19 protein-coding genes and 1 riboswitch are annotated in these 17130 nt (G+C 67.6%); of the genes, 10 read left to right on the top strand and 9 right to left on the bottom strand.

Annotated elements, in window-relative coordinates:
* Nucleotides 1–43: 43 nt before the first annotated feature.
* The 4 genes from ABIC35_RS10085 to ABIC35_RS10070 form a co-directional block, all read right to left on the bottom strand.
* A complete protein-coding gene (locus tag ABIC35_RS10085; protein WP_121074474.1) occupies nt 44–1699 on the bottom strand; it encodes a thiamine pyrophosphate-binding protein in 1656 nt (551 codons plus the stop codon).
* 39 nt (nt 1700–1738) lie between these two features.
* Nucleotides 1739–2620, bottom strand: a complete 882-nt coding sequence (locus ABIC35_RS10080) for a glycoside hydrolase family 25 protein (protein WP_354278427.1) — start codon at nt 2618–2620, stop codon at nt 1739–1741.
* Nucleotides 2620–3045 (bottom strand): hypothetical protein, encoded by a 426-nt coding sequence (locus tag ABIC35_RS10075; RefSeq protein ID WP_183049509.1) that lies wholly within the window; start codon nt 3043–3045, stop codon nt 2620–2622. Before ABIC35_RS10075 ends, ABIC35_RS10080 begins: the two co-directional genes overlap by 1 nt.
* A 227-nt stretch (nt 3046–3272) precedes the next feature.
* Entirely contained in the window at nt 3273–3803 is a 531-nt protein-coding gene (locus ABIC35_RS10070) for an outer membrane protein (protein WP_121074477.1), read from the bottom strand.
* A gap of 241 nt (nt 3804–4044) precedes the next feature.
* Between ABIC35_RS10070 and ABIC35_RS10065 the strand changes: the two genes are divergently transcribed.
* The 3 genes from ABIC35_RS10065 to ABIC35_RS10055 are packed head-to-tail and all read left to right on the top strand — an operon-like array spanning nt 4045 to nt 6280.
* On the top strand, nt 4045–4752 hold the full coding sequence (locus ABIC35_RS10065; protein ID WP_121074480.1) for a CoA transferase subunit A: 708 nt from the start codon (nt 4045–4047) through the stop codon (nt 4750–4752).
* Nucleotides 4749–5630, top strand: a complete 882-nt coding sequence (locus tag ABIC35_RS10060; protein ID WP_121074483.1) for a 5'-nucleotidase, lipoprotein e(P4) family — start codon at nt 4749–4751, stop codon at nt 5628–5630. Before ABIC35_RS10065 ends, ABIC35_RS10060 begins: the two co-directional genes overlap by 4 nt.
* Nucleotides 5630–6280: a CoA transferase subunit B gene (locus tag ABIC35_RS10055; RefSeq protein ID WP_121074486.1), complete on the top strand. Its 651-nt coding sequence runs from the start codon at nt 5630–5632 to the stop codon at nt 6278–6280. The genes ABIC35_RS10060 and ABIC35_RS10055 overlap by 1 nt, the downstream gene beginning before the upstream one ends.
* Before the next feature lie 256 nt (nt 6281–6536).
* Here the strand turns inward: ABIC35_RS10055 and ABIC35_RS10050 are convergent, their stop codons facing one another.
* Together ABIC35_RS10050 and ABIC35_RS10045 are read right to left on the bottom strand one after the other, a co-directional pair.
* A complete protein-coding gene (locus ABIC35_RS10050) occupies nt 6537–6896 on the bottom strand; it encodes a hypothetical protein (RefSeq protein ID WP_147425831.1) in 360 nt (119 codons plus the stop codon).
* A gap of 77 nt (nt 6897–6973) precedes the next feature.
* A complete protein-coding gene (locus ABIC35_RS10045; protein ID WP_183049320.1) occupies nt 6974–7420 on the bottom strand; it encodes a VOC family protein in 447 nt (148 codons plus the stop codon).
* A gap of 250 nt (nt 7421–7670) precedes the next feature.
* Between ABIC35_RS10045 and ABIC35_RS10040 the strand changes: the two genes are divergently transcribed.
* Together ABIC35_RS10040 and ABIC35_RS10035 are read left to right on the top strand one after the other, a co-directional pair.
* Nucleotides 7671–8246 carry a hypothetical protein gene (locus ABIC35_RS10040; RefSeq protein ID WP_147425832.1) on the top strand — a complete coding sequence of 192 codons (576 nt, stop codon included), beginning with the start codon at nt 7671–7673 and terminating at the stop codon, nt 8244–8246.
* Nucleotides 8247–8391: 145 nt separating this feature from the next.
* On the top strand, nt 8392–8604 hold the full coding sequence (locus ABIC35_RS10035; protein WP_093294162.1) for a hypothetical protein: 213 nt from the start codon (nt 8392–8394) through the stop codon (nt 8602–8604).
* Nucleotides 8605–8649: 45 nt separating this feature from the next.
* Here the strand turns inward: ABIC35_RS10035 and rnhA are convergent, their stop codons facing one another.
* Genes rnhA through ispH form a run of 3 tightly spaced genes read right to left on the bottom strand, consistent with a single transcriptional unit; the run spans nt 8650 to nt 11002 of the window.
* A complete protein-coding gene (gene rnhA / locus ABIC35_RS10030; RefSeq protein ID WP_121074495.1) occupies nt 8650–9096 on the bottom strand; it encodes a ribonuclease HI in 447 nt (148 codons plus the stop codon).
* Entirely contained in the window at nt 9093–10049 is a 957-nt protein-coding gene (gene thrB / locus ABIC35_RS10025) for a homoserine kinase (protein ID WP_121074498.1), read from the bottom strand. The genes rnhA and thrB overlap by 4 nt, the downstream gene beginning before the upstream one ends.
* On the bottom strand, nt 10049–11002 hold the full coding sequence (gene ispH, locus ABIC35_RS10020) for a 4-hydroxy-3-methylbut-2-enyl diphosphate reductase (protein WP_121074501.1): 954 nt from the start codon (nt 11000–11002) through the stop codon (nt 10049–10051). Before ispH ends, thrB begins: the two co-directional genes overlap by 1 nt.
* A gap of 120 nt (nt 11003–11122) precedes the next feature.
* Here ispH and ABIC35_RS10015 point away from each other — a divergent pair, with 120 nt between their 5' ends.
* From ABIC35_RS10015 to gcvPB, 5 genes are all read left to right on the top strand, one after another.
* A complete protein-coding gene (locus ABIC35_RS10015; protein ID WP_121074504.1) occupies nt 11123–11761 on the top strand; it encodes a hypothetical protein in 639 nt (212 codons plus the stop codon).
* Nucleotides 11762–12013: 252 nt separating this feature from the next.
* Nucleotides 12014–12104, top strand: a riboswitch (glycine riboswitch).
* A 167-nt stretch (nt 12105–12271) separates the two neighbouring features.
* Nucleotides 12272–13432, top strand: a complete 1161-nt coding sequence (gcvT, locus tag ABIC35_RS10010; protein ID WP_121074507.1) for a glycine cleavage system aminomethyltransferase GcvT — start codon at nt 12272–12274, stop codon at nt 13430–13432.
* Nucleotide 13433: 1 nt separating this feature from the next.
* The gene (gene gcvH / locus ABIC35_RS10005; protein WP_121074511.1) at nt 13434–13805 is read left to right on the top strand and encodes a glycine cleavage system protein GcvH; all 372 of its coding nucleotides are present in this window, start codon (nt 13434–13436) and stop codon (nt 13803–13805) included.
* Between the two features lie 265 nt (nt 13806–14070).
* A complete protein-coding gene (gene gcvPA / locus ABIC35_RS10000) occupies nt 14071–15429 on the top strand; it encodes an aminomethyl-transferring glycine dehydrogenase subunit GcvPA (protein ID WP_121074514.1) in 1359 nt (452 codons plus the stop codon).
* Complete coding sequence (gcvPB, locus tag ABIC35_RS09995) at nt 15426–16997, top strand: aminomethyl-transferring glycine dehydrogenase subunit GcvPB (RefSeq protein WP_121074518.1); 1572 nt, start codon at nt 15426–15428, stop codon at nt 16995–16997. Before gcvPA ends, gcvPB begins: the two co-directional genes overlap by 4 nt.
* The last annotated feature ends 133 nt before the right edge of the window (nt 16998–17130 follow it).

Here is a 17130-nt window from a genome sequence, read left to right as displayed (position 1 = left end):
GCAGACAATCTAGAATCGGGTCGGTTAACGGGTTCCTAGCCGTTCAGCGATTTCGTAGCTTGCTGATTGTCGTCGCCGGGCTGATCACTTCGACATCGGTCTTGCAGTGCAACAGCTTGAGCCCCGGTTGTTCGAGGGCAAGCGCCAGCGCCGGCGCAAACGCCTCCGTGGTTTCCACGGTGGTCGCCCAGCCGCCGAACGCGCGGGCGAGCGCGGCGAAGTCGGGGTTGCGGAGCTGCGTGCCCGAGAGGCGCTCGGGAAACTCCCGCTCCTGGTGCATGCGGATCGTGCCATAGGCGCTGTTGTCGACCACGATCACCAGCAGGTCCGCGCCGTGCTGGACCGCGGTGGCGAGTTCCTGGCCGTTCATCAGGAAGTCGCCGTCGCCTGCCACCGCAACGACTCGCCGATCGGGGAAGCGCAGCGCCGCGGCTACCGCGGCCGGCACGCCGTAACCCATCGCGCCGGCCGTGGGCGCGAGCTGGCTCGGCTGCGCGGTATAGGGCCAATAGCGGTGCCACCAGCCTGAGAAATTGCCCGCGCCGTTGCAGATGATCGTGTCCGCCGGCAGCACCGCGCGCATCGCGGCGACGCAGGGGCCGAGATCGAGCGCCACGCCGGCGCGCGGCTTGGGGCTGGACCATTCCAGCCATTCGGCATGCGCGGCGGTGCCGTCGAAGCGGGGGAGGTTGGCCGCTTCTGCCGTGGCCGAGGCGGCGACGGCGAACTCGAAGGGCCGGGCGCAGATCGGCAGGTCGACGCGGTAGACGCGGTGGAATTCGCTGGGGTCCGGGTGGACATGCACCAGCGTCTGCCCAGGATGCTCCGGAGTGATCAGGCTGTAGCCGTCCGTCGTCGCCTCGCCGAGCCGCGCGCCGACCACCAGCAGCAGGTCCGCCGCCTTGATCCGCGCGACCAGCTTGGGGTTGGGGCCATAGCCGAGATTGCCCGCCCAGACCGGCGAGGCATTGTCGATCGCATCCTGCCGCCGGAAGGCGCAGGCGACCGGCAGGTCGATCGACTCGGCGAAGCGGGCGAAATCCTCCGCCGTATCCGAATCCCAGCCGCCCCCGCCGACGATCGCGATCGGGCGCTCGGCCTCGCGGAGCAGATCGTAGAGCTGGTCGAGATCGAAGGCGTCGGCGGCCTGGATCGGCTCGGCGATGGCGGGGCGGTCGACCGCCTCGACCACATCGAGCAGCATGTCCTCGGGCAGCGCGATCACCACCGGGCCCGGCCGGCCCGAGGTGGCGACGTTCCAGGCGCGCGCGACATATTCGGGGATGCGCCGGGCATCCTCGATCCGCGTCGCCCATTTGGCGAGCGGCGCGAACATCGCGGGCAGGTCGACTTCCTGGAACCCCTCGCGGTCGCGCATGCCGCGGTCGACATCGCCGATGAACAGCAGCATCGGCTGCGAATCCTGCATCGCGACATGCACGCCGATGCTGGCATTGGTCGCGCCCGGCCCGCGCGTCACGAAGCACACCCCCGGCCGCCCGGTCATCGCGCCATCGGCACAGGCCATGAACGCCGCGCCGCCTTCCTGGCGGCAGGTGACGAGATCGATGCTCGACTCGTCATGCAGTGCGTCGAGCACGGCGAGGAAGCTCTCGCCCGGTACGTGGAAGATCCGGTCGCAGCCCTGCGCTACCAGATTGTCGACGAGGATCCTGCCCCCGGTGCGTTTTGCGGTCATCCCGCATGCTAGGCGCGCCGGGGGCGGAAAGTCGAGCGGTCAGCTGGCCCATTCCGCGGCGAGCTGCTCGGCGGGACCGTCATAGTAATTCTGGTCGACATGGCCGGCGCCGTCGCCCGGAATGCCGGGAACGGTCGCGGCACCGTCCGAATATTGCCACAGCCAATAGGATTTCCAGCTCGGCTGCACCGATGCCGTCGCGCTATATTGCGCCAGCCACAGCCGGTGCGCGCCGAAGAAGGGATCGATCCGGGTGCCCAGCTCCTCCTTGATCAGGCTGCCCGAGTAGAGCACCGCGCGCCGCCCCAGCTTTTCCTGGATGCGTTCCAGGAACTCGCGGGCGCCGTCCAGCGTCATCTGGTTGTTCGGGCTCGGCTCGTAATCGAGCGCCACCAAGGTCCTGTCGTCGGGCTTCGCCCAGCCGAGGAAGTTTTCGACCTGCTGGGCCGGGGGCAGCGCGGTGCCCCAGTGATAGGCGCCCCACAGCAAGCCGGCCTTCTCGGCAGCAAGGCGGCGATCGTCGTACAGCTCGTCCCGGCCGCTGATGCCGGTGGTCGCCTTGTGGATGATGCCTTGCACGCCGGCCGCCCTGGCAGCGGCCAGATCGCGGACGATGCTGCGGTGATAGACATCGACCACCATCGGAACCCTGGGGCGCACGGCGCTGCCGCCGGCGGTGCCTGCCGCCCCGGTCTGCAGCGCGTCGCAGCCGCCGCTCCACAGGAAATTCTGGTCGGTCGTGCCGTACCATAGTGCATTGCCCTGCACCGCATCGCCCACCGCCACGCTGGTGACGGGAACGACGGTGCCGGCGGCGAGCTTTCCGACTACCGGGGCGCTGATGCGCGGCGCGCCGTGGCGGAGGTTGACCAGCGTGGTGGTGCGCACCGTGCCGGTCACCGGCGTGGTCCCGGCGGCCATCAGCCGACCGCTCCGTCGGCGCTTGCCGGCAGGTCGGCGAGCGGTGCTGCGGCGACCGGCGTGGGGGCAGGCGTGGGCGTGGGTTGCGGCGCGGGCAGGCTGGGTGTGATCCGCGTCATGAAGCCTTCGATGAAGTCCGCGCCTGCATAGCCGGCGGCGGAAAGCGCGAAGATCTGCTGCGACGAGATATGGGCGAGGTCGCTGATCAGCTGGCTGCTGGCGAGCGCCCCGGCGATGAAGCCGATCAGCAGCGAGATGACGAGCTGCGTCGGCACGATCATCGCGGCCAGCGACGTGTTGGTGTTGGAGGCTTGGTCGTTGAGCTTCTTCATGCCCACGATCACGCGGATCGCCTGGCCCATCGCGCCGGCCAATCCGCCCAGCGTCAAAAGTTGAAACCACGCGACTGCATCGAATTGTGCCATGTTCGGCTCCCCCCAAGGCATGAACAACATGGATGGAGTGCGCACGGGGTGCGACTCCTACTGATGGGGGAAAGTATATCGATCGCGCCAATTGTAGGAAATAGCAGGCGCGTACCAGGCAAGCGTCGCTGTCTTGTGGATTTCGTGCAAACGAAAACCCCGCATCGTTGCCGATGCGGGGTCTTCGGAAATCGCGGCGCGGGGGCGCGCCGCCGATCCTGGATCGCTCAGAAGCGGTAGCCGATGCCGGCCAGCACCTGGTGGCGCACCACGTCCTGCGACGCGTTGGTGTAGCGATACTCGACCTTGCCGTAATAGTGGCCGAAGGTGCGCTCAACGCCGGCGCCGAGGCGCACGCCGTCGAGGTTCTCGGCGTCGCGGAGCTGGCCCGAACGCGCGATCACGCGGCTGTTGTCATAGCCGACCTTGCCGTACAGCAGGGTTGCCGGGGCGACGACGTAGCCGATGCGAGCGCCGGCGTAGAAATCGCGGCCGCCCTTGATCGTGCCGAGGTCGAAGGTCTTCTTGGTGGTGGTGCCGGTGATTTCACCGTCAACGCCGACAACCAGGTTGCCGCGCTGCAGGTCATAGCCCGCTGCACCGCCATAGACGAAGCCCGACGCGCTCACGCCATCCGACTTGATGTTGTCCCAGCCGCCGACCGCTTCGATGCGCGGGCCCTGGAAGGTCGCGTCCTGCGCGAGGGCGGGAGTTGCGGAGGCCATGAGGGCGAGCGCCGTCACTGCGAAAATACGCATGATTCAGATACCTTTGGACTTGTTACTTGTTATTCCCGGATGGCCATCCAGACGCCCCAAATAGGCACTCTGTTCGCGGGTGCAATATGACAAGTACGTTACACCTTGGTATGTTGCGCAGATGCAACAGTTAGCGCTTCCGTACGGTCAACCACGACAAGTTGAAACTCGGTTCAGGTTCGCTTGACCCGGTCGCCTCGGGGGTATTATCGCCACCCCAAACATTCGGAGGGAATCGTCGATGGACAAGCTCTACCCCAACGCGAACGCAGCGCTGGAAGGGCTGCTGTTCGACGGGATGATGATCTGCGCGGGCGGTTTCGGCCTGTGCGGCATCCCCGAGCGGCTGATCGACGCGATCCAGGCTGCGGGCGTCAAGGACCTCACCATCGCCTCGAACAATGCCGGCATCGATAACGAGGGCCTGGGCAAGCTGCTGCGCAGCCGTCAGGTGAAGAAGATGATCTCCTCCTATGTCGGCGAGAACAAGGAGTTCGAGCGCCAGTATCTCTCCGGCGAGCTGGAGGTGGAATTCTGTCCGCAGGGCACGCTGGCGGAGCGCTGCCGGGCAGGGGGCGCGGGCATCCCCGGCTTCTACACCAAGACCGGCGTCGGCACGAAGGTGGCCGAGGGCAAGGAAGTGAAGGTCTTCGACGGCGAGGAATATATCCTCGAACGCGGCATCCGCGCCGACATCTCGATCATCAAGGGCTGGAAGGCCGACGAGGCGGGCAACCTCATTTTCCGAAAGACCGCGCGCAACTTCAACCAGCCCATGGCCACCGCCAGCCACCTCTGCATCGCCGAGGTGGAGGAAGTGGTGCCGGTGGGCGCGCTGGACCCCGACCAGATCCACCTGCCGGGCATCTATGTGAAGCGGCTGGTCGTCGGCGCACCCTACGACAAGAAGATCGAGTTCCGCACCGTCCGTCCGCGCGAGGCGGCATGATTCGCCACGGGCTGCTCCTCGCGGCCGGGCTGGCGCTGTCGGGCTGCGTGGTCGATGCGAGCGTGACGCAGGCCCCGCCCGCGCCGGTGCCTGCGGTACCGGCCGGCGGGGTGCCGGCGGGCATGCAGTATCTCTACGGCTCCGGCGAGGCGGCCGCGCTCAGCGTGCAGGCCTATGCTGCGCTGGTCGACCAGACGCGGGCGCGCATCGCCAAGCGCGGCGGCGTGTCGGTGGTGCTGGAGCCCGGCGCGACGCTGGCGAGCCCGCGCTTCCAGTCCTGCGGCGACAAGCCGCCGGCCGCCGTGTTCGACGTCGACGAGACGCTGCTGCTCAACCTCGGCTATGAGGGCGACGATGCGCAGCGCTCGGACGGTTGGGATTCGGCGCGCTGGGATCGATGGGAAAAGACCGGCGCGATGAAGGTCGCCGCCGTCCCCGGTGCGCTCGACGCGGTGCGAGCGCTCAGGGCGATGGGCGTCACGGTGGTCTTTAATACCAACCGCGCCGCCGCCAACGCCGAGCAGACCGAAGCGGCGCTGACCTTCGCGGGACTGGGCCCGGCGAAATATGGCGAGACGCTGTTCCTCAAGGGCGATGTCGACGGCAAGTCGGGCAAGGACGGCCGCCGCAATGCGATCGCCCAGCGCTGGTGCGTGGTGGCGATGGGCGGCGACCAGCTCGGCGACTTCACCGACCTGTTCGCCGGCCTGACCCCGCCCGAGCGGCGCGCGGCGGCGGCGAGCCCGGCGCTCGCCGCGCTCTGGGGGCATGGCTGGTTCGTGCTGCCCAACCCCGTCTACGGAACCGGGCTCGGTTCCACCTATGACCAAACCTTCCCGTCGGCGACGCGCTGGACGGATCCGCAGGAGAAGCACTGATGGCCTGGACCCGCGACGACATGGCGGCGCGCGCCGCGAAGGAGCTGCAGGACGGCTTCTACGTCAATCTGGGCATCGGCATCCCGACGCTGGTGGCGAACCACATCCCGGCGGGCGTCGAGGTGACGCTCCAGTCCGAGAACGGCATGCTCGGCATCGGCCCCTTCCCGCTGGAAGGCGACGAGGATCCGGACCTGATCAACGCCGGCAAGCAGACGATCAGCGAGCTGCCCAGCTCGGTCTATTTCAGCTCGGCCGACAGCTTCGCGATGATCCGCGGCGGGCATATCGACCTGACCGTGCTCGGCGCGATGGAAGTGAGCCAAAGCGGCGACATCGCCAACTGGATGATCCCGGGCAAGATGATCAAGGGCATGGGCGGCGCGATGGACCTGGTCGCCGGCGTGAAGAAGATCATCGTGGTGATGGAGCACAACGCCAAGGACGGCAGCCCCAAGTTCATCCCCGACTGCACCCTGCCGCTGACGGGGAAGAATGTGGTGGACATGATCATCACCGACCTCGCGGTGTTTTCGCGCGCGGATCATGGCTCGCCGTTCCGGCTGATAGAGCTGGCACCGGGCGTGACCGCGGAGGAAGTCGCGGCGAAGACCACGGCGCAGTATGAGGTGGCGCTGGCCACGGCGTAAGGGGCGGGGGCGGCGCGCATCGAGAGGCGCTCGCGCCGATTGGTTCGCGACGCCCGCCCAACACCATAGTCATTGCCGCGTAGGCGACAATCCATCTGCCAAGAGGTTGGGGATAGAACCGAAAAGACCAGCGCCAAAGTATCCACGCTTGCGCGGGGATGACGCAGTAGCTGGGCCGGTCGCGATATCCTTACCGAAAGGGGCGTGGCCGCTACTGATGGTTAGCCGACGGCCCGCCTTCGGCGGCCGCCGACCATTAACGGACCTTCTGCGCCGTCCCCTGCCCATTGTGACGAATCATTCCAACGAGCTTTTGAGCGTCGGCACATATATCGGGCCAAGTAGAATGACCGGTGATCGCTTCGCCCCAATCTCCTGAGGTCTCAGCGCCAGCAAGCGCGTGAAGCTTGGCCGCAAGATCGTCAGCGACTAGGCTTTCGTCGGGGAACAGCCATAGGCCTTTTCCCTGACGCGGGTCATCGTATAGTTCGATCTCGTTGAGAAGCGTGCTCGCCGCTTCGCTAACATGTGCGGAAGTCGCTTGAGGATCCGCCAGGGTCGAACAAGCACGATAAAGATCGCGCCGTTCAGGCCACACCCACCGGTCGTCGTGCATATGCTGAACCTGAACCAACGTCCGCTACCAAGCAAGCTGCCAAGTCAATCGAATGACGCATTCTGGGGCGCTTCCGGTCAATTCGCCGGCACACCCCGGCTGTCCCCCACCTCCAGCCAGTAGCCGTCGGGATCCTGCACATAAATCTGCCGTACCCCGTCGAAGCGAAGCTGCATCGTGTGTGGCTCGCCGGTGAAGTTGGTCCAGGCGAGGTGGTGCGCGTCGAGCCACGCCGTCACCGTAGCGAGATCGTCGACATGGAGCGCGAGATGCTCGTCTCGGTTCGACGGCTTGGGGGCGGTGCGGCCGTCGAGGATGTGCAGCGCCATGCCATGGCCGAGATCGAGCCAGCGGCGGTTCTTGAGCGGGGTCGGGATGAGCCGCAGCCCGAATGCTTCGTGGTAGAAGGTCGCGCTGCGATCGATGTCGGCGGCCTGGATCGCGACATGCTCGGCCTGCGCAGGGGCGGGCGCCGCCTGCTGGGGCGGCGCGGCGAGGAGCAGCAGAACGGCATAAGGGTGCATGGGGCGACCTCTCCAATATCGTCGATCCGCGTGTCGCGGTGCGCGGAGCCTGCCAAAGCCGTGCGGGATTGGCCAGCGGCTTCTCCGGCGCCGGCCGGTGCGGCGCGGCAGGATCACCAACGCGCTACGGCGGGCGCGTGTTTGGTTGCGATCGTAACCAATGCGCGGCGTTCCGAACCAATTTTGATATGCGCGTCCGCAAAAGCCGCTTCGCGAGGCAGCCCGACAGGGTGCGAAGAAAGGTGTCGCGATGACGAACAGACCGGGCAACATGACGGCGATCGGGCAGCATTGCTGGCTTCTCGAGAGTCGTGGCGGAAACACCACCGACTATGTGGTGATGGCGCATTCGGCGCAGATCACCGGCAAGACCTTCACCGTCCCGCAGCGGGTCGCCATCCACTATGGCGTCTATGGCGGCAGCGCGCTGACGATGATGGACGGCCCGGTGCGCTTCTTCAGCGATTCGATCGCCAACAACCAACGGCATGTCACCGAGACGCGGCATAGCGAGTATCTCGCGTCCGATCTGGCCCTGGGAAAAGTCCTGGGATCGCACTGGCAGACGGGGACGACGACGGCGAGCGAGGATTATTGGGCGCTCAGCAGGCAGATGGGGAATGATCCTGCCTGGGCGCCGAACCTGGTGCTGGTGCGTAACCGCAACCGGATGATCGGCAGCGAAATCTATCTCAGCTATCTGATCGACCAGATCATGCGCGCGCGCCCGGCGGACTCGTACGCGTTCCACATCTGGGGCTGCCGCGGCATCGAAGCGGAAGCACGCTGGAAGCTCGGCAGCCAACGGTTCCAGACGCAGGCCTGAGGCGGGAGCTCCCCCGCATCTTCTCAGCGTGCGGCCACCTTCGCGTTTCGCTGCGGACCGACCCGAGCGGGCGCACGCGTACACCTTGTTGATCCTTCCGCAGGCCGAAGCGTTCTATGGGCAGGATTCAAAGAGAGGATCGCACATGAAGCCCCAGTTCCTGGCCGCACTCGCAGCGGCATGCCTCGTTTCCAGCCCGTCCCTGGCCGCCGGCTGCGTCAAGGGCGCGGCGGTCGGCGGCGTGGCGGGCCACTTCGTCGGCAAGGGCCATGCCGTCGCCGGTGCGGCGGCAGGCTGCCTCGTCGGGCATCACCAGGCAAAGGTCGCCAAGAAGCGCGCGGCGGCCCAGCACGGCTAATTCAGGCGACAATGAGGGGCGGCATCGTCGCCCCTCGCCCATCGTTCACCGCGCCGCCACCGCCGCGTCGCTGGCCAGCTTGTCGGCGCGCTCGTTGTCCGGGTGGCCGGCATGGCCCTTCACCCATTTCCACTCGACCCGGTGGGGCTTGGCGGCGGCGAGGAGTTCCTGCCAGAGATCGGCATTCTTGACCGGCTTCTTGTCCGCCGTGCGCCAGCCATTCTTCATCCAGCCATGGATCCACTTGGTCAGGCCGTCCATCACATAGCGGCTGTCGGTGGAGAGCGTCACCCGGCACGGACGCTTGAGTGCCTTCAGGCCCTGGATGGCGGCCATCAGCTCCATGCGGTTGTTGGTGGTGTGCGCCTCGCCGCCGGACATTTCCTTCTCGACGTCGCCCATGCGCAGCAGCGCGCCCCAGCCGCCCGGGCCGGGATTGCCCTTGCAAGCGCCGTCGGTCGCGATCTCGACATGCTGGAGTTCGGCGGTCATGCGATCGCCGCCAGTGCCGAGGCGTAGACGTGCGCGCGGCGCCAGAAGGCGAGCGGGTCCTTGCGCGTCACCAGCGCGTCGGCGGGGGTGTTGAGCCAGTCCCAGGCGCGCGACAGGGTGAAGCGGATGCAGGCGCCGGTAGCCAGCAGCGGCAGGATGGCACGCTCGGCTTCGGTCAGTTTGTAGCTGGTCTCATAGCCCTGGAGCAGCGCCTCGGAGACATAGGGATCGAACTTTTCGCCCGTGGAGTCGAACGCCCAGGCGGTGTGCATCACCGCGAGGTCGTAGAGCCGCAGGTCGGTGGAGGCGAAGTAGAAGTCGATTAGGCCGGTCACCCGGTTGCCGAGCATCAGGACATTGTCCGGGAACAGGTCGGCATGGATCGCGCAGGTGTCGAAGCCTTCGCGCGGCCACGCCTTGGTCACGCGGTCCAGCGCCTGGCCGATCTCGTCGTACAGGCCCGGCGCGATCTGGTTGAGGCTGGTGCCGCAGCGCTCGAACAGCGGGCGCCAGGTGTCGACGCCCATCGAATTGGGCCGATCCTGCGGGAAGTCGGCGACTGCCTTGTGCATCTTGCCCATCGCTTCGGCCGCCGCGCGGGCCTGCGCGGGTGTGGGGTGCGAGACCGAGACGCCCGACAGGAACTGGATCAGGCACGCCCGGCGGCCCTCCAGCGTGTGGATCAGCGTGCCGTCGCGATCTGGCACCGCCGGGGGCACCGGCAGCCCGCGATCGGCGCAGTGATCGAGCAGGCTCATGAAATAGGGCAGGTCACCCTGGTCGACGCGCTTCTCGTAGAGGGTCAGGATGAAGCGGCTCTTGGTTGTGTCGACGAGATAGTTGCTGTTCTCCACCCCCTCGGCGATGCCCTTGGCGGAGACGAGTTCACCGACGTCGAAGCGCTCGAGAAACGCGGACAGCGCCTCGGCCGAAACCTGCGTGTAGACGGCCATTACGCAGCCTCGAGCCCGCGCGGCAGCTTGAACACGACGCTTTCCTCCACCGTCTCGACCTCGCGCTCGGTCACCGCGAACTGCGTGCCGATCCGCTCGACCACTTCGCGCACCAGCACTTCGGGCGCCGAGGCGCCGGCGCTGATGCCGACCTTGGTCACGCCGTCGAACCAGGCGAAGTCGATCTCGGCGGCGCGCTGGATCAGCACCGCGCGGGCGCCGCCGCGCTTGGCGACCTCGACCAGCCGCAGCGAGTTGGACGAGTTCGGCGCGCCGATCACCAGCACCAGCTCGGCCTGCTCGGCGATCGCCTTCACCGCGCCCTGGCGGTTGGAGGTGGCGTAGCAGATGTCGTCGGCGCCCGGCGCCAGCATCGTCGGGAAGCGGCGCTTGAGGATGCCCAGCACCGCGGCGGTATCGTCCACCGACAGCGTCGTCTGGGTGAGGAAGGCGAGGTTTTCGGGATCGGGCACCACGACCGACTCGGCGTCCGCCTCGGTCTCGACCAGCGTCATCGATCCTTCCGGCACCTGGCCGAAGGTGCCGATCACCTCGGGGTGGCCCTGGTGTCCGACGAACAGGATGTGGCGCCCAGCCGCGACATGCCGCTCGGCCTGGCGATGGACCTTGGAGACGAGCGGGCAGGTCGCGTCGAGATAGGAAAGGCCGCGCTGCTCGGCCTTGTGCGGCACCGCCTTGGGCACGCCGTGCGCGGAGAAGACCACCGGCACGCCGTCCGGCACATGGTCCAGCGTCTCGACGAACACGGCGCCCTTGGCGCGCAGATTCTCGACGACGAACTTGTTGTGGACGATCTCGTGCCGGACATAGACCGGCGCACCATATTTCTCGATCGCGAGTTCGACGATGCGGATCGCGCGGTCGACGCCGGCGCAGAAGCCGCGGGGCGCTGCGATCAGCAGCTCCAGGGGACGCTTTTCGGTGTTTGCCATCGGGTGGAGCCTCTACGCGATTGCTTGCGCGGGCGGAAGGCGGTTCCTATGGTGCGCGCCGTTCCGGCCCCGGTCCGTGTGAGATGGGGGGCGGCTGTTCGGTTCGAAAGGTTGCCTTCCTTGTCTGTCGCCAAGTTCACCGTTCCCGCCCTGATCCTGCTCGCCGCCGGCGGATGCGCCCGCACCGGCGAAATCACCGAAGGCGGTATCAGCGCGGTCCGCACCGCCTGCCCGACGGTGGCGATTCCGGCCGGCACCGGCGATGTGACGCTGTTCGATCCCGCGACCAGCCGCGAAGCCAGCGCGATCGACGTGGTGGCGACGATCACCAACGTCCAGTCGAGCTGCGACGATGCGAGCGCGCAGGTGGTGACCAGCATCAAGTTCGACGTGCTGGCGCGCCGCCGCGATGCCGGTCCGGCGCGCGACGTTGTGCTGCCCTATTTCCTGACCGTCGTGCGCGGCGGCACCAATGTCGAGGCGAAGCGCATCGCCAACGTCACGCTGCATTTCGATGCCGGGCAGATCCGCGCCAGCGCGGTCGGCCAGGCGACCAGCAGCGTTTCGCACGCCGCCGCGACGCTGCCCGACGACGTCCGCCGCCGCCTGACCGAGAAGCGCAAGGCCGGCGCGGAGTCGGCGGCGACCGATCCGCTGAGCGATCCCAATATCCGCCGCTCGGTGCTCTCGGCGACCTTCGAGGCGCTGGTGGGCTTCCAGCTGACCGACGAGCAGCTCAAGTACAACGCGACGCGGTGACCTTGTGAACCCCCTCCCGCGTGCGGGAGGGGGCAGGGGGGGTGGGCGCTCGCTCTCCTCCAGACAATGCGCTCGCAGTAAAGGGCCTGCCATGCTCTCCTGCGCCGGTGTGCTCGCGGATGGCGGGGCCTACCCCCAGCCCCTCCCGCAAGCGGGAGGGGCGCACGTTCTGCCCAGATTTACCCGCAATCCCGATTGACTCCGACAAGCCGTCCCGCCAAGGCTCCCCGCGTCGATGCCGGGCAACCGGCATGGGCATGCGCGGGAGAGAATCCGGTTCGCCGGATCGCCGAAGGAGCAACCGCCCCGGAATCTCTCAGGCACCGAGGACCGCGCAGGCCACGACACTCTGGAAAGCGAGACGGCCTTCGAGGCTGGGCTCCACCGAAGGGGTAAGCCGGGTCCAAACCCGTGCGAAAGCTCTCAGGTTCCGTGACAGAGGGGGCGATGGTGTGGCGGGGGCCTTGGGCCGACGCGCGCCGTTGAACCCTTGATGCCCGGAGTGCCCCGATGAGCGAAGCCGCCGAAGACACCGCCACCGACCTGCCGATCGAGACGCTGCCGCTCGACGCCTGGCACCGCGCGCGCGGCGGCCGGATGGTGCCGTTCGCGGGCTATTCGATGCCGGTCCAGTATGAAGGCATCATGGCCGAGCATCTCTGGACGCGCGAGCATGCCGGGCTGTTCGACGTCAGCCATATGGGCCAGCTGCTCTTCTCGGGCGTCGAGTTCGACGCCGGTCTCGAAAAGCTGCTGCCGGGCGACGTGAAGGGCCTGGGCGAGGGCAGGATGCGCTATTCGCTGCTGCTCAGCGAAGAAGGCGGCATCCATGACGACCTGATGATGACTCGTCTGCCCGCCGACAACGCCTTCGAGATCGATGGCGGCACGATCTACATGGTCGTCAATGGCGCGACCAAGTGGGACGATCTCGGCGTGTTCCGCGAATTCCTGCCCGACGAAGTGACGATCAACCATCTCGAAGACCAGGCGCTGCTGGCGCTGCAGGGGCCGGAAGCGGTCACCGCGCTCGCCCGCGTGCTTCCGGGTGTCGAGAAGCTGGTGTTCATGACCGCCGCCGCGTTCGAGTGGAACGGCAACCCGCTCTGGGTCAGCCGCTCGGGCTATACCGGCGAGGACGGCTACGAGATCTCGCTGCCGGGCGAGGCTGCGGAAGCATTCGCCGACGCGCTCACTGCGCAGCCGGAAGTCAAGCCGATCGGCCTGGGCGCGCGCGACTCGCTGCGCCTCGAAGCCGGCCTGCCGCTCTACGGCCACGACCTCGACCTGGAGACCACGCCGGTCGCCGCCGATCTCGGCTTCGCCCTGTCGAAGCGCCGCCGCGAGGAGGGTGGCTTTGCCGGTGCCGAGCGCATCCTCGCCGAGCGCGAGCAGGGCAGCGCCATGAAGCGCGTCGGCCTGATCGTCGAGGGCCGCCAGCCGGTGCGCGAGGGCGCGGCGGTGATCGATGCCAGCGGCGCGGAAGTCGGCAAGGTCACCTCGGGCGGGTTCGCGCCGTCGGTGCAGAAGCCGATTGCGATGGCCTATGTGCCCGCGGCCCTTGCAGCGGCCGGCACCAAGATTACGCTTGTCCAGCGGGGCAAGCAGCATTCCGCGGAGGTCGTTGCGATGCCCTTCGTACCCCACCGCTATGTCCGAAAGGGAGCGTGACATGAGCCGTTATTTTACCGAAGACCATGAGTGGATCGAAGTCGACGGCGACGTCGCGACGGTCGGCATCACCGAATATGCCCAGAGCCAGCTCGGCGACATCGTGTTCGTCGAAGTGCCCGACGAGGGCAAGGAACTGAGCAAGGGCGACGATGCCGCCGTTGTCGAGAGCGTGAAGGCGGCTTCGGACGTGTACGCGCCGGTGTCGGGCACCGTCGTCGAGGGCAATGCCGACCTCGCCGAGAACCCCGCGCTGGTGAACGAGGATCCGGAAGGCGAAGGCTGGTTCTTCAAGATGACGCTCAGCGACGAAAGCGAGCTGGAAGGCCTGATGAACGAGGCCAAGTACCAGGCGTTCGTCGAGAAGCTGTGATCTGACCTTTCACCCTCCCGCGTGCGGGAGGGGGCAGGGGGTGGGCCCACGCTCTCCTCCTGACCGGGCGCTCCGTAGATGGCGGGCGCCCACCCCCGGCCCCTCCCGCAAGCGGGAGGGGAGAATCACGGGGGGCACCGAATTTCTCCTCCTCATGCGGGAGGAATGCTGGGGCGGGCCAAATCCGCCCCAAACCGAAAGGCCCGCGGATGGCGGGCGCCCACCCCCAACCCCTCCCGCACGCGGGAGGGGAGTAGGACAGTCGATGCGCTACCTGCCCCTTACCCCGGCCGACCGTCAGGCGATGCTTGGCACGATCGGCGCCCAGTCGATCGACGACCTGTTCGTCGACGTGCCCGAAAGCGCCCGCCTCAGCGGGCCGATCGCCGGCCTGCCGATGCACGCGTCGGAACTCGCGGTCGAACGCCACATGACCGCGCTCGCCCGCAAGAACATTGCCGCCGGTGAGGCGCCGTTCTTCCTGGGGGCAGGGGCCTATCGCCACCATGTGCCGGCCTCGGTCGATCACCTCATCCAGCGCGGCGAGTTCCTCACCGCCTACACGCCCTACCAGCCGGAAATCGCGCAGGGCACGCTGCAGATGATGTTCGAGTTCCAGAGCCAGATCGCACGGCTGCTGGGCTGCGACGTCGCCAACGCCTCGATGTACGACGGCTCGACCGCGTGCTGGGAAGCGATCTCGATGGCGCGGCGCGTCACCAAGCGCGGCAAGGCGATCCTCTCGGGCGGCCTGCACCCGCACTATGTTTCGGTTGCCAAGACGATGGCGCGCTTCACCGGCGACCAGCTGGTCACCGGCGTGCCGACGCTGAGCCCCGAACCCGACACGCTCGACCTGATCAATGCGATCGACGCCGACACCTCGTGCGTCGTCGTCCAGTATCCCGACATTCTCGGCCGCATCGAGGACATGTCGGCGCTGGCCGAGGCGTGCCACGCCAAGAAGGCGCTGCTGATCGCCGTCGTCACCGAGCCGGTGGCGCTGGGCGCGATCAAGGCGCCGGGCGAGATGGGCGCGGACATCGTCGTCGGCGAGGGCCAGTCGCTCGGCGTCGGCCTGCAGTTCGGCGGTCCTTATGTCGGCCTGTTCGCCTGCTCGGAAAAGCTGGTCCGCCAGATGCCGGGCCGCCTCTGCGGCGAGACCGTCGATGCCAGCGGCAAGCGTGGCTTCGTGCTGACGCTCTCCACCCGCGAGCAGCATATCCGCCGCGAAAAGGCGACGTCGAACATCTGCACCAGCTCGGTGCTTTGCGCGCTCGCCATGTCGGTGCACATGACGCTGCTGGGCGAGAAGGGCCTGCGCCAGCTCGCCGAGCTCAACCATGTCGGCGCCAGCGCCGCCGCGGGTCGCCTGGCCGAAGTGGACGGGGTGGAGCTGGTCACCGACCGGTTCTTCAACGAATTCACCCTGAAGCTTTCCAAGGAAGCGCGCCCGGTCGTCCGTCAGCTGGCCGACAAGGGCATCCTGGCCGGCGTGTCGCTCGGTCGCCTCTATCCGGGCGTCGAGGAACTCCAGAACGGCCTCGTCGTCGCGGTCACCGAAACCACCACGGAGGAGGACGTCGAGACGCTTGCCTCCGCACTCGAGGAGCTGCTGGCATGAGCACGATCAACCAGTCGGGCTGGCGCCCCACCACGCCGCAGGCCGGCGAAAGCGACGCCGCCACCTTCACCGGCAACCGCGCGCTGATGCTGGAAGAGGCGCTGATCTTCGAGATCGGCTCCACCGACACCACCGGCGTCGATTTCGGTGAGGCCCCCGCGGGCAAGTCGCGCCTCGCCGGCATGGAGCGCTCGAAGGCGATCGGCCTGCCGGGCCTGTCCGAGCCCGAGACGGTGCGGCATTACACCCGCCTCAGCCGGCAGAACTATGCGATCGACCTCGGCCTGTTCCCGCTGGGCAGCTGCACGATGAAGCACAATCCGCGCCTCAACGAGCGGATGGCGCGCCTGCCGGGCTTCGCCGACATCCACCCGCTGCAGCCGGTCGATACCGTGCAGGGTGCGCTGGAAGCGATCGACCAGCTGGCGCACTGGCTGATCACGCTCACCGGCATGCAGGCGGTGGCGATGAGCCCCAAGGCCGGTGCGCACGGCGAACTCTGCGGCGTGCTGGCGATTCGCGCCGCGCTCGACGCCAAGGGCGAGACCGCGCGCCGCATCATGCTGGTGCCCGAATCCGCACACGGCACCAACCCGGCGACGGCGGCGTTCGCCGGCTTCGCGGTGGAAGATATCCCTGCGACGCCCGAAGGCCGGGTCGACGTGGCGGCGCTCAAGGCGCGGCTGGGACCGGACATTGCCGGCGTGATGATCACCAACCCGAACACCTGCGGGCTGTTCGAGCCGGACCTCAAGGATATTTCCGACGCGGTCCATGCCGCCGGCGGCTATGTCTATTGCGACGGCGCCAACTTCAACGCGATTGTCGGCCGGGTGCGCCCGGGCGACCTCGGCGTCGATGCGATGCACATCAACCTGCACAAGACCTTCTCCACCCCGCATGGCGGCGGTGGTCCGGGTTCGGGTCCGGTGGTGCTGTCGGCGGCGCTGGCGCCCTACGCCCCGCTGCCCTTCGTCGAGAAGACCGCGGACGGCTATCGCATCGTCGAGGAAGAGAATGCCGAGGAGCATCATGCCGGCACCTTCGGCCGCATGACCGCCTTCCACGGCCAGATGGGCATGTTCACCCGCGCGCTGACCTATATTCTCAGCCACGGTGCCGACGGCCTGCGCCAGGTCGCCGAGGATTCGGTGCTCAATGCCAACTATGTGCTGCGCTCGATGGAGGACGTGCTCGACGCGCCCTTCGCCAAGACCGGCCCGTGCATGCATGAGGCGATCTTCAGCGACAAGGGCCTGCCCGAGGGCTTCTCGACCATCGACATCGCCAAGGGGCTGATCGACGAGGGCTATCACCCGATGACGGTGTATTTCCCGCTTGTTGTCCACGGCGCGATGCTGGTCGAGCCGACCGAGACCGAGAGCAAGGCAGCACTCGACCAGTTCATCGGCGCGTTCCGCAACGTCGCGACCAAGGCCAAGCAGGGCGAGGCAGCGCTGAAGAGCGCACCGCACTTCGCGCCTCGCCGCCGCCTCGACGAGACGCTCGCCGCGCGCAAGCCGGTGCTGGCCTACAAGGACGCGGCACCGGCCGAAGCGGCCGAGTAAGCCACCGACCCGTTACCCCCCGAGAGGGTCGCACACGCCGGCTGGAAGCCCCCGCTTCCAGCCGGCGTCTTGCTTTTTGGGGCCTATTGCGGTCGCTGCCGCCGCTCTGCATACAGGGCGGGCCCGCGCGCGC

It is taken from the genome of Sphingomonas trueperi, assembly GCF_040545965.1.
Lineage (GTDB): Bacteria > Pseudomonadota > Alphaproteobacteria > Sphingomonadales > Sphingomonadaceae > Sphingomonas > Sphingomonas trueperi_C.
This window is presented reverse-complemented; position numbering and strand designations above follow the sequence as displayed.

Bases quoted from the DNA above. Each gene is read 5' to 3' on its own strand.
- ABIC35_RS10085 (WP_121074474.1), bottom strand. From the start codon at position 1,699: ATGACCGCAAAACGCACCGGGGGCAGGATCCTCGTCGACAATCTGGTA.
- ABIC35_RS10080 (WP_354278427.1), bottom strand. From the start codon at position 2,620: ATGGCCGCCGGGACCACGCCGGTGACCGGCACGGTGCGCACCACCACG.
- ABIC35_RS10075 (WP_183049509.1), bottom strand. From the start codon at position 3,045: ATGGCACAATTCGATGCAGTCGCGTGGTTTCAACTTTTGACGCTGGGC.
- ABIC35_RS10070 (WP_121074477.1), bottom strand. From the start codon at position 3,803: ATGCGTATTTTCGCAGTGACGGCGCTCGCCCTCATGGCCTCCGCAACT.
- ABIC35_RS10065 (WP_121074480.1), top strand. From the start codon at position 4,045: ATGGACAAGCTCTACCCCAACGCGAACGCAGCGCTGGAAGGGCTGCTG.
- ABIC35_RS10060 (WP_121074483.1), top strand. From the start codon at position 4,749: ATGATTCGCCACGGGCTGCTCCTCGCGGCCGGGCTGGCGCTGTCGGGC.
- ABIC35_RS10055 (WP_121074486.1), top strand. From the start codon at position 5,630: ATGGCCTGGACCCGCGACGACATGGCGGCGCGCGCCGCGAAGGAGCTG.
- ABIC35_RS10050 (WP_147425831.1), bottom strand. From the start codon at position 6,896: ATGCACGACGACCGGTGGGTGTGGCCTGAACGGCGCGATCTTTATCGT.
- ABIC35_RS10045 (WP_183049320.1), bottom strand. From the start codon at position 7,420: ATGCACCCTTATGCCGTTCTGCTGCTCCTCGCCGCGCCGCCCCAGCAG.
- ABIC35_RS10040 (WP_147425832.1), top strand. From the start codon at position 7,671: ATGACGAACAGACCGGGCAACATGACGGCGATCGGGCAGCATTGCTGG.
- ABIC35_RS10035 (WP_093294162.1), top strand. From the start codon at position 8,392: ATGAAGCCCCAGTTCCTGGCCGCACTCGCAGCGGCATGCCTCGTTTCC.
- rnhA (WP_121074495.1), bottom strand. From the start codon at position 9,096: ATGACCGCCGAACTCCAGCATGTCGAGATCGCGACCGACGGCGCTTGC.
- thrB (WP_121074498.1), bottom strand. From the start codon at position 10,049: ATGGCCGTCTACACGCAGGTTTCGGCCGAGGCGCTGTCCGCGTTTCTC.
- ispH (WP_121074501.1), bottom strand. From the start codon at position 11,002: ATGGCAAACACCGAAAAGCGTCCCCTGGAGCTGCTGATCGCAGCGCCC.
- gcvT (WP_121074507.1), top strand. From the start codon at position 12,272: ATGAGCGAAGCCGCCGAAGACACCGCCACCGACCTGCCGATCGAGACG.
- gcvH (WP_121074511.1), top strand. From the start codon at position 13,434: ATGAGCCGTTATTTTACCGAAGACCATGAGTGGATCGAAGTCGACGGC.
- gcvPA (WP_121074514.1), top strand. From the start codon at position 14,071: ATGCGCTACCTGCCCCTTACCCCGGCCGACCGTCAGGCGATGCTTGGC.
- gcvPB (WP_121074518.1), top strand. From the start codon at position 15,426: ATGAGCACGATCAACCAGTCGGGCTGGCGCCCCACCACGCCGCAGGCC.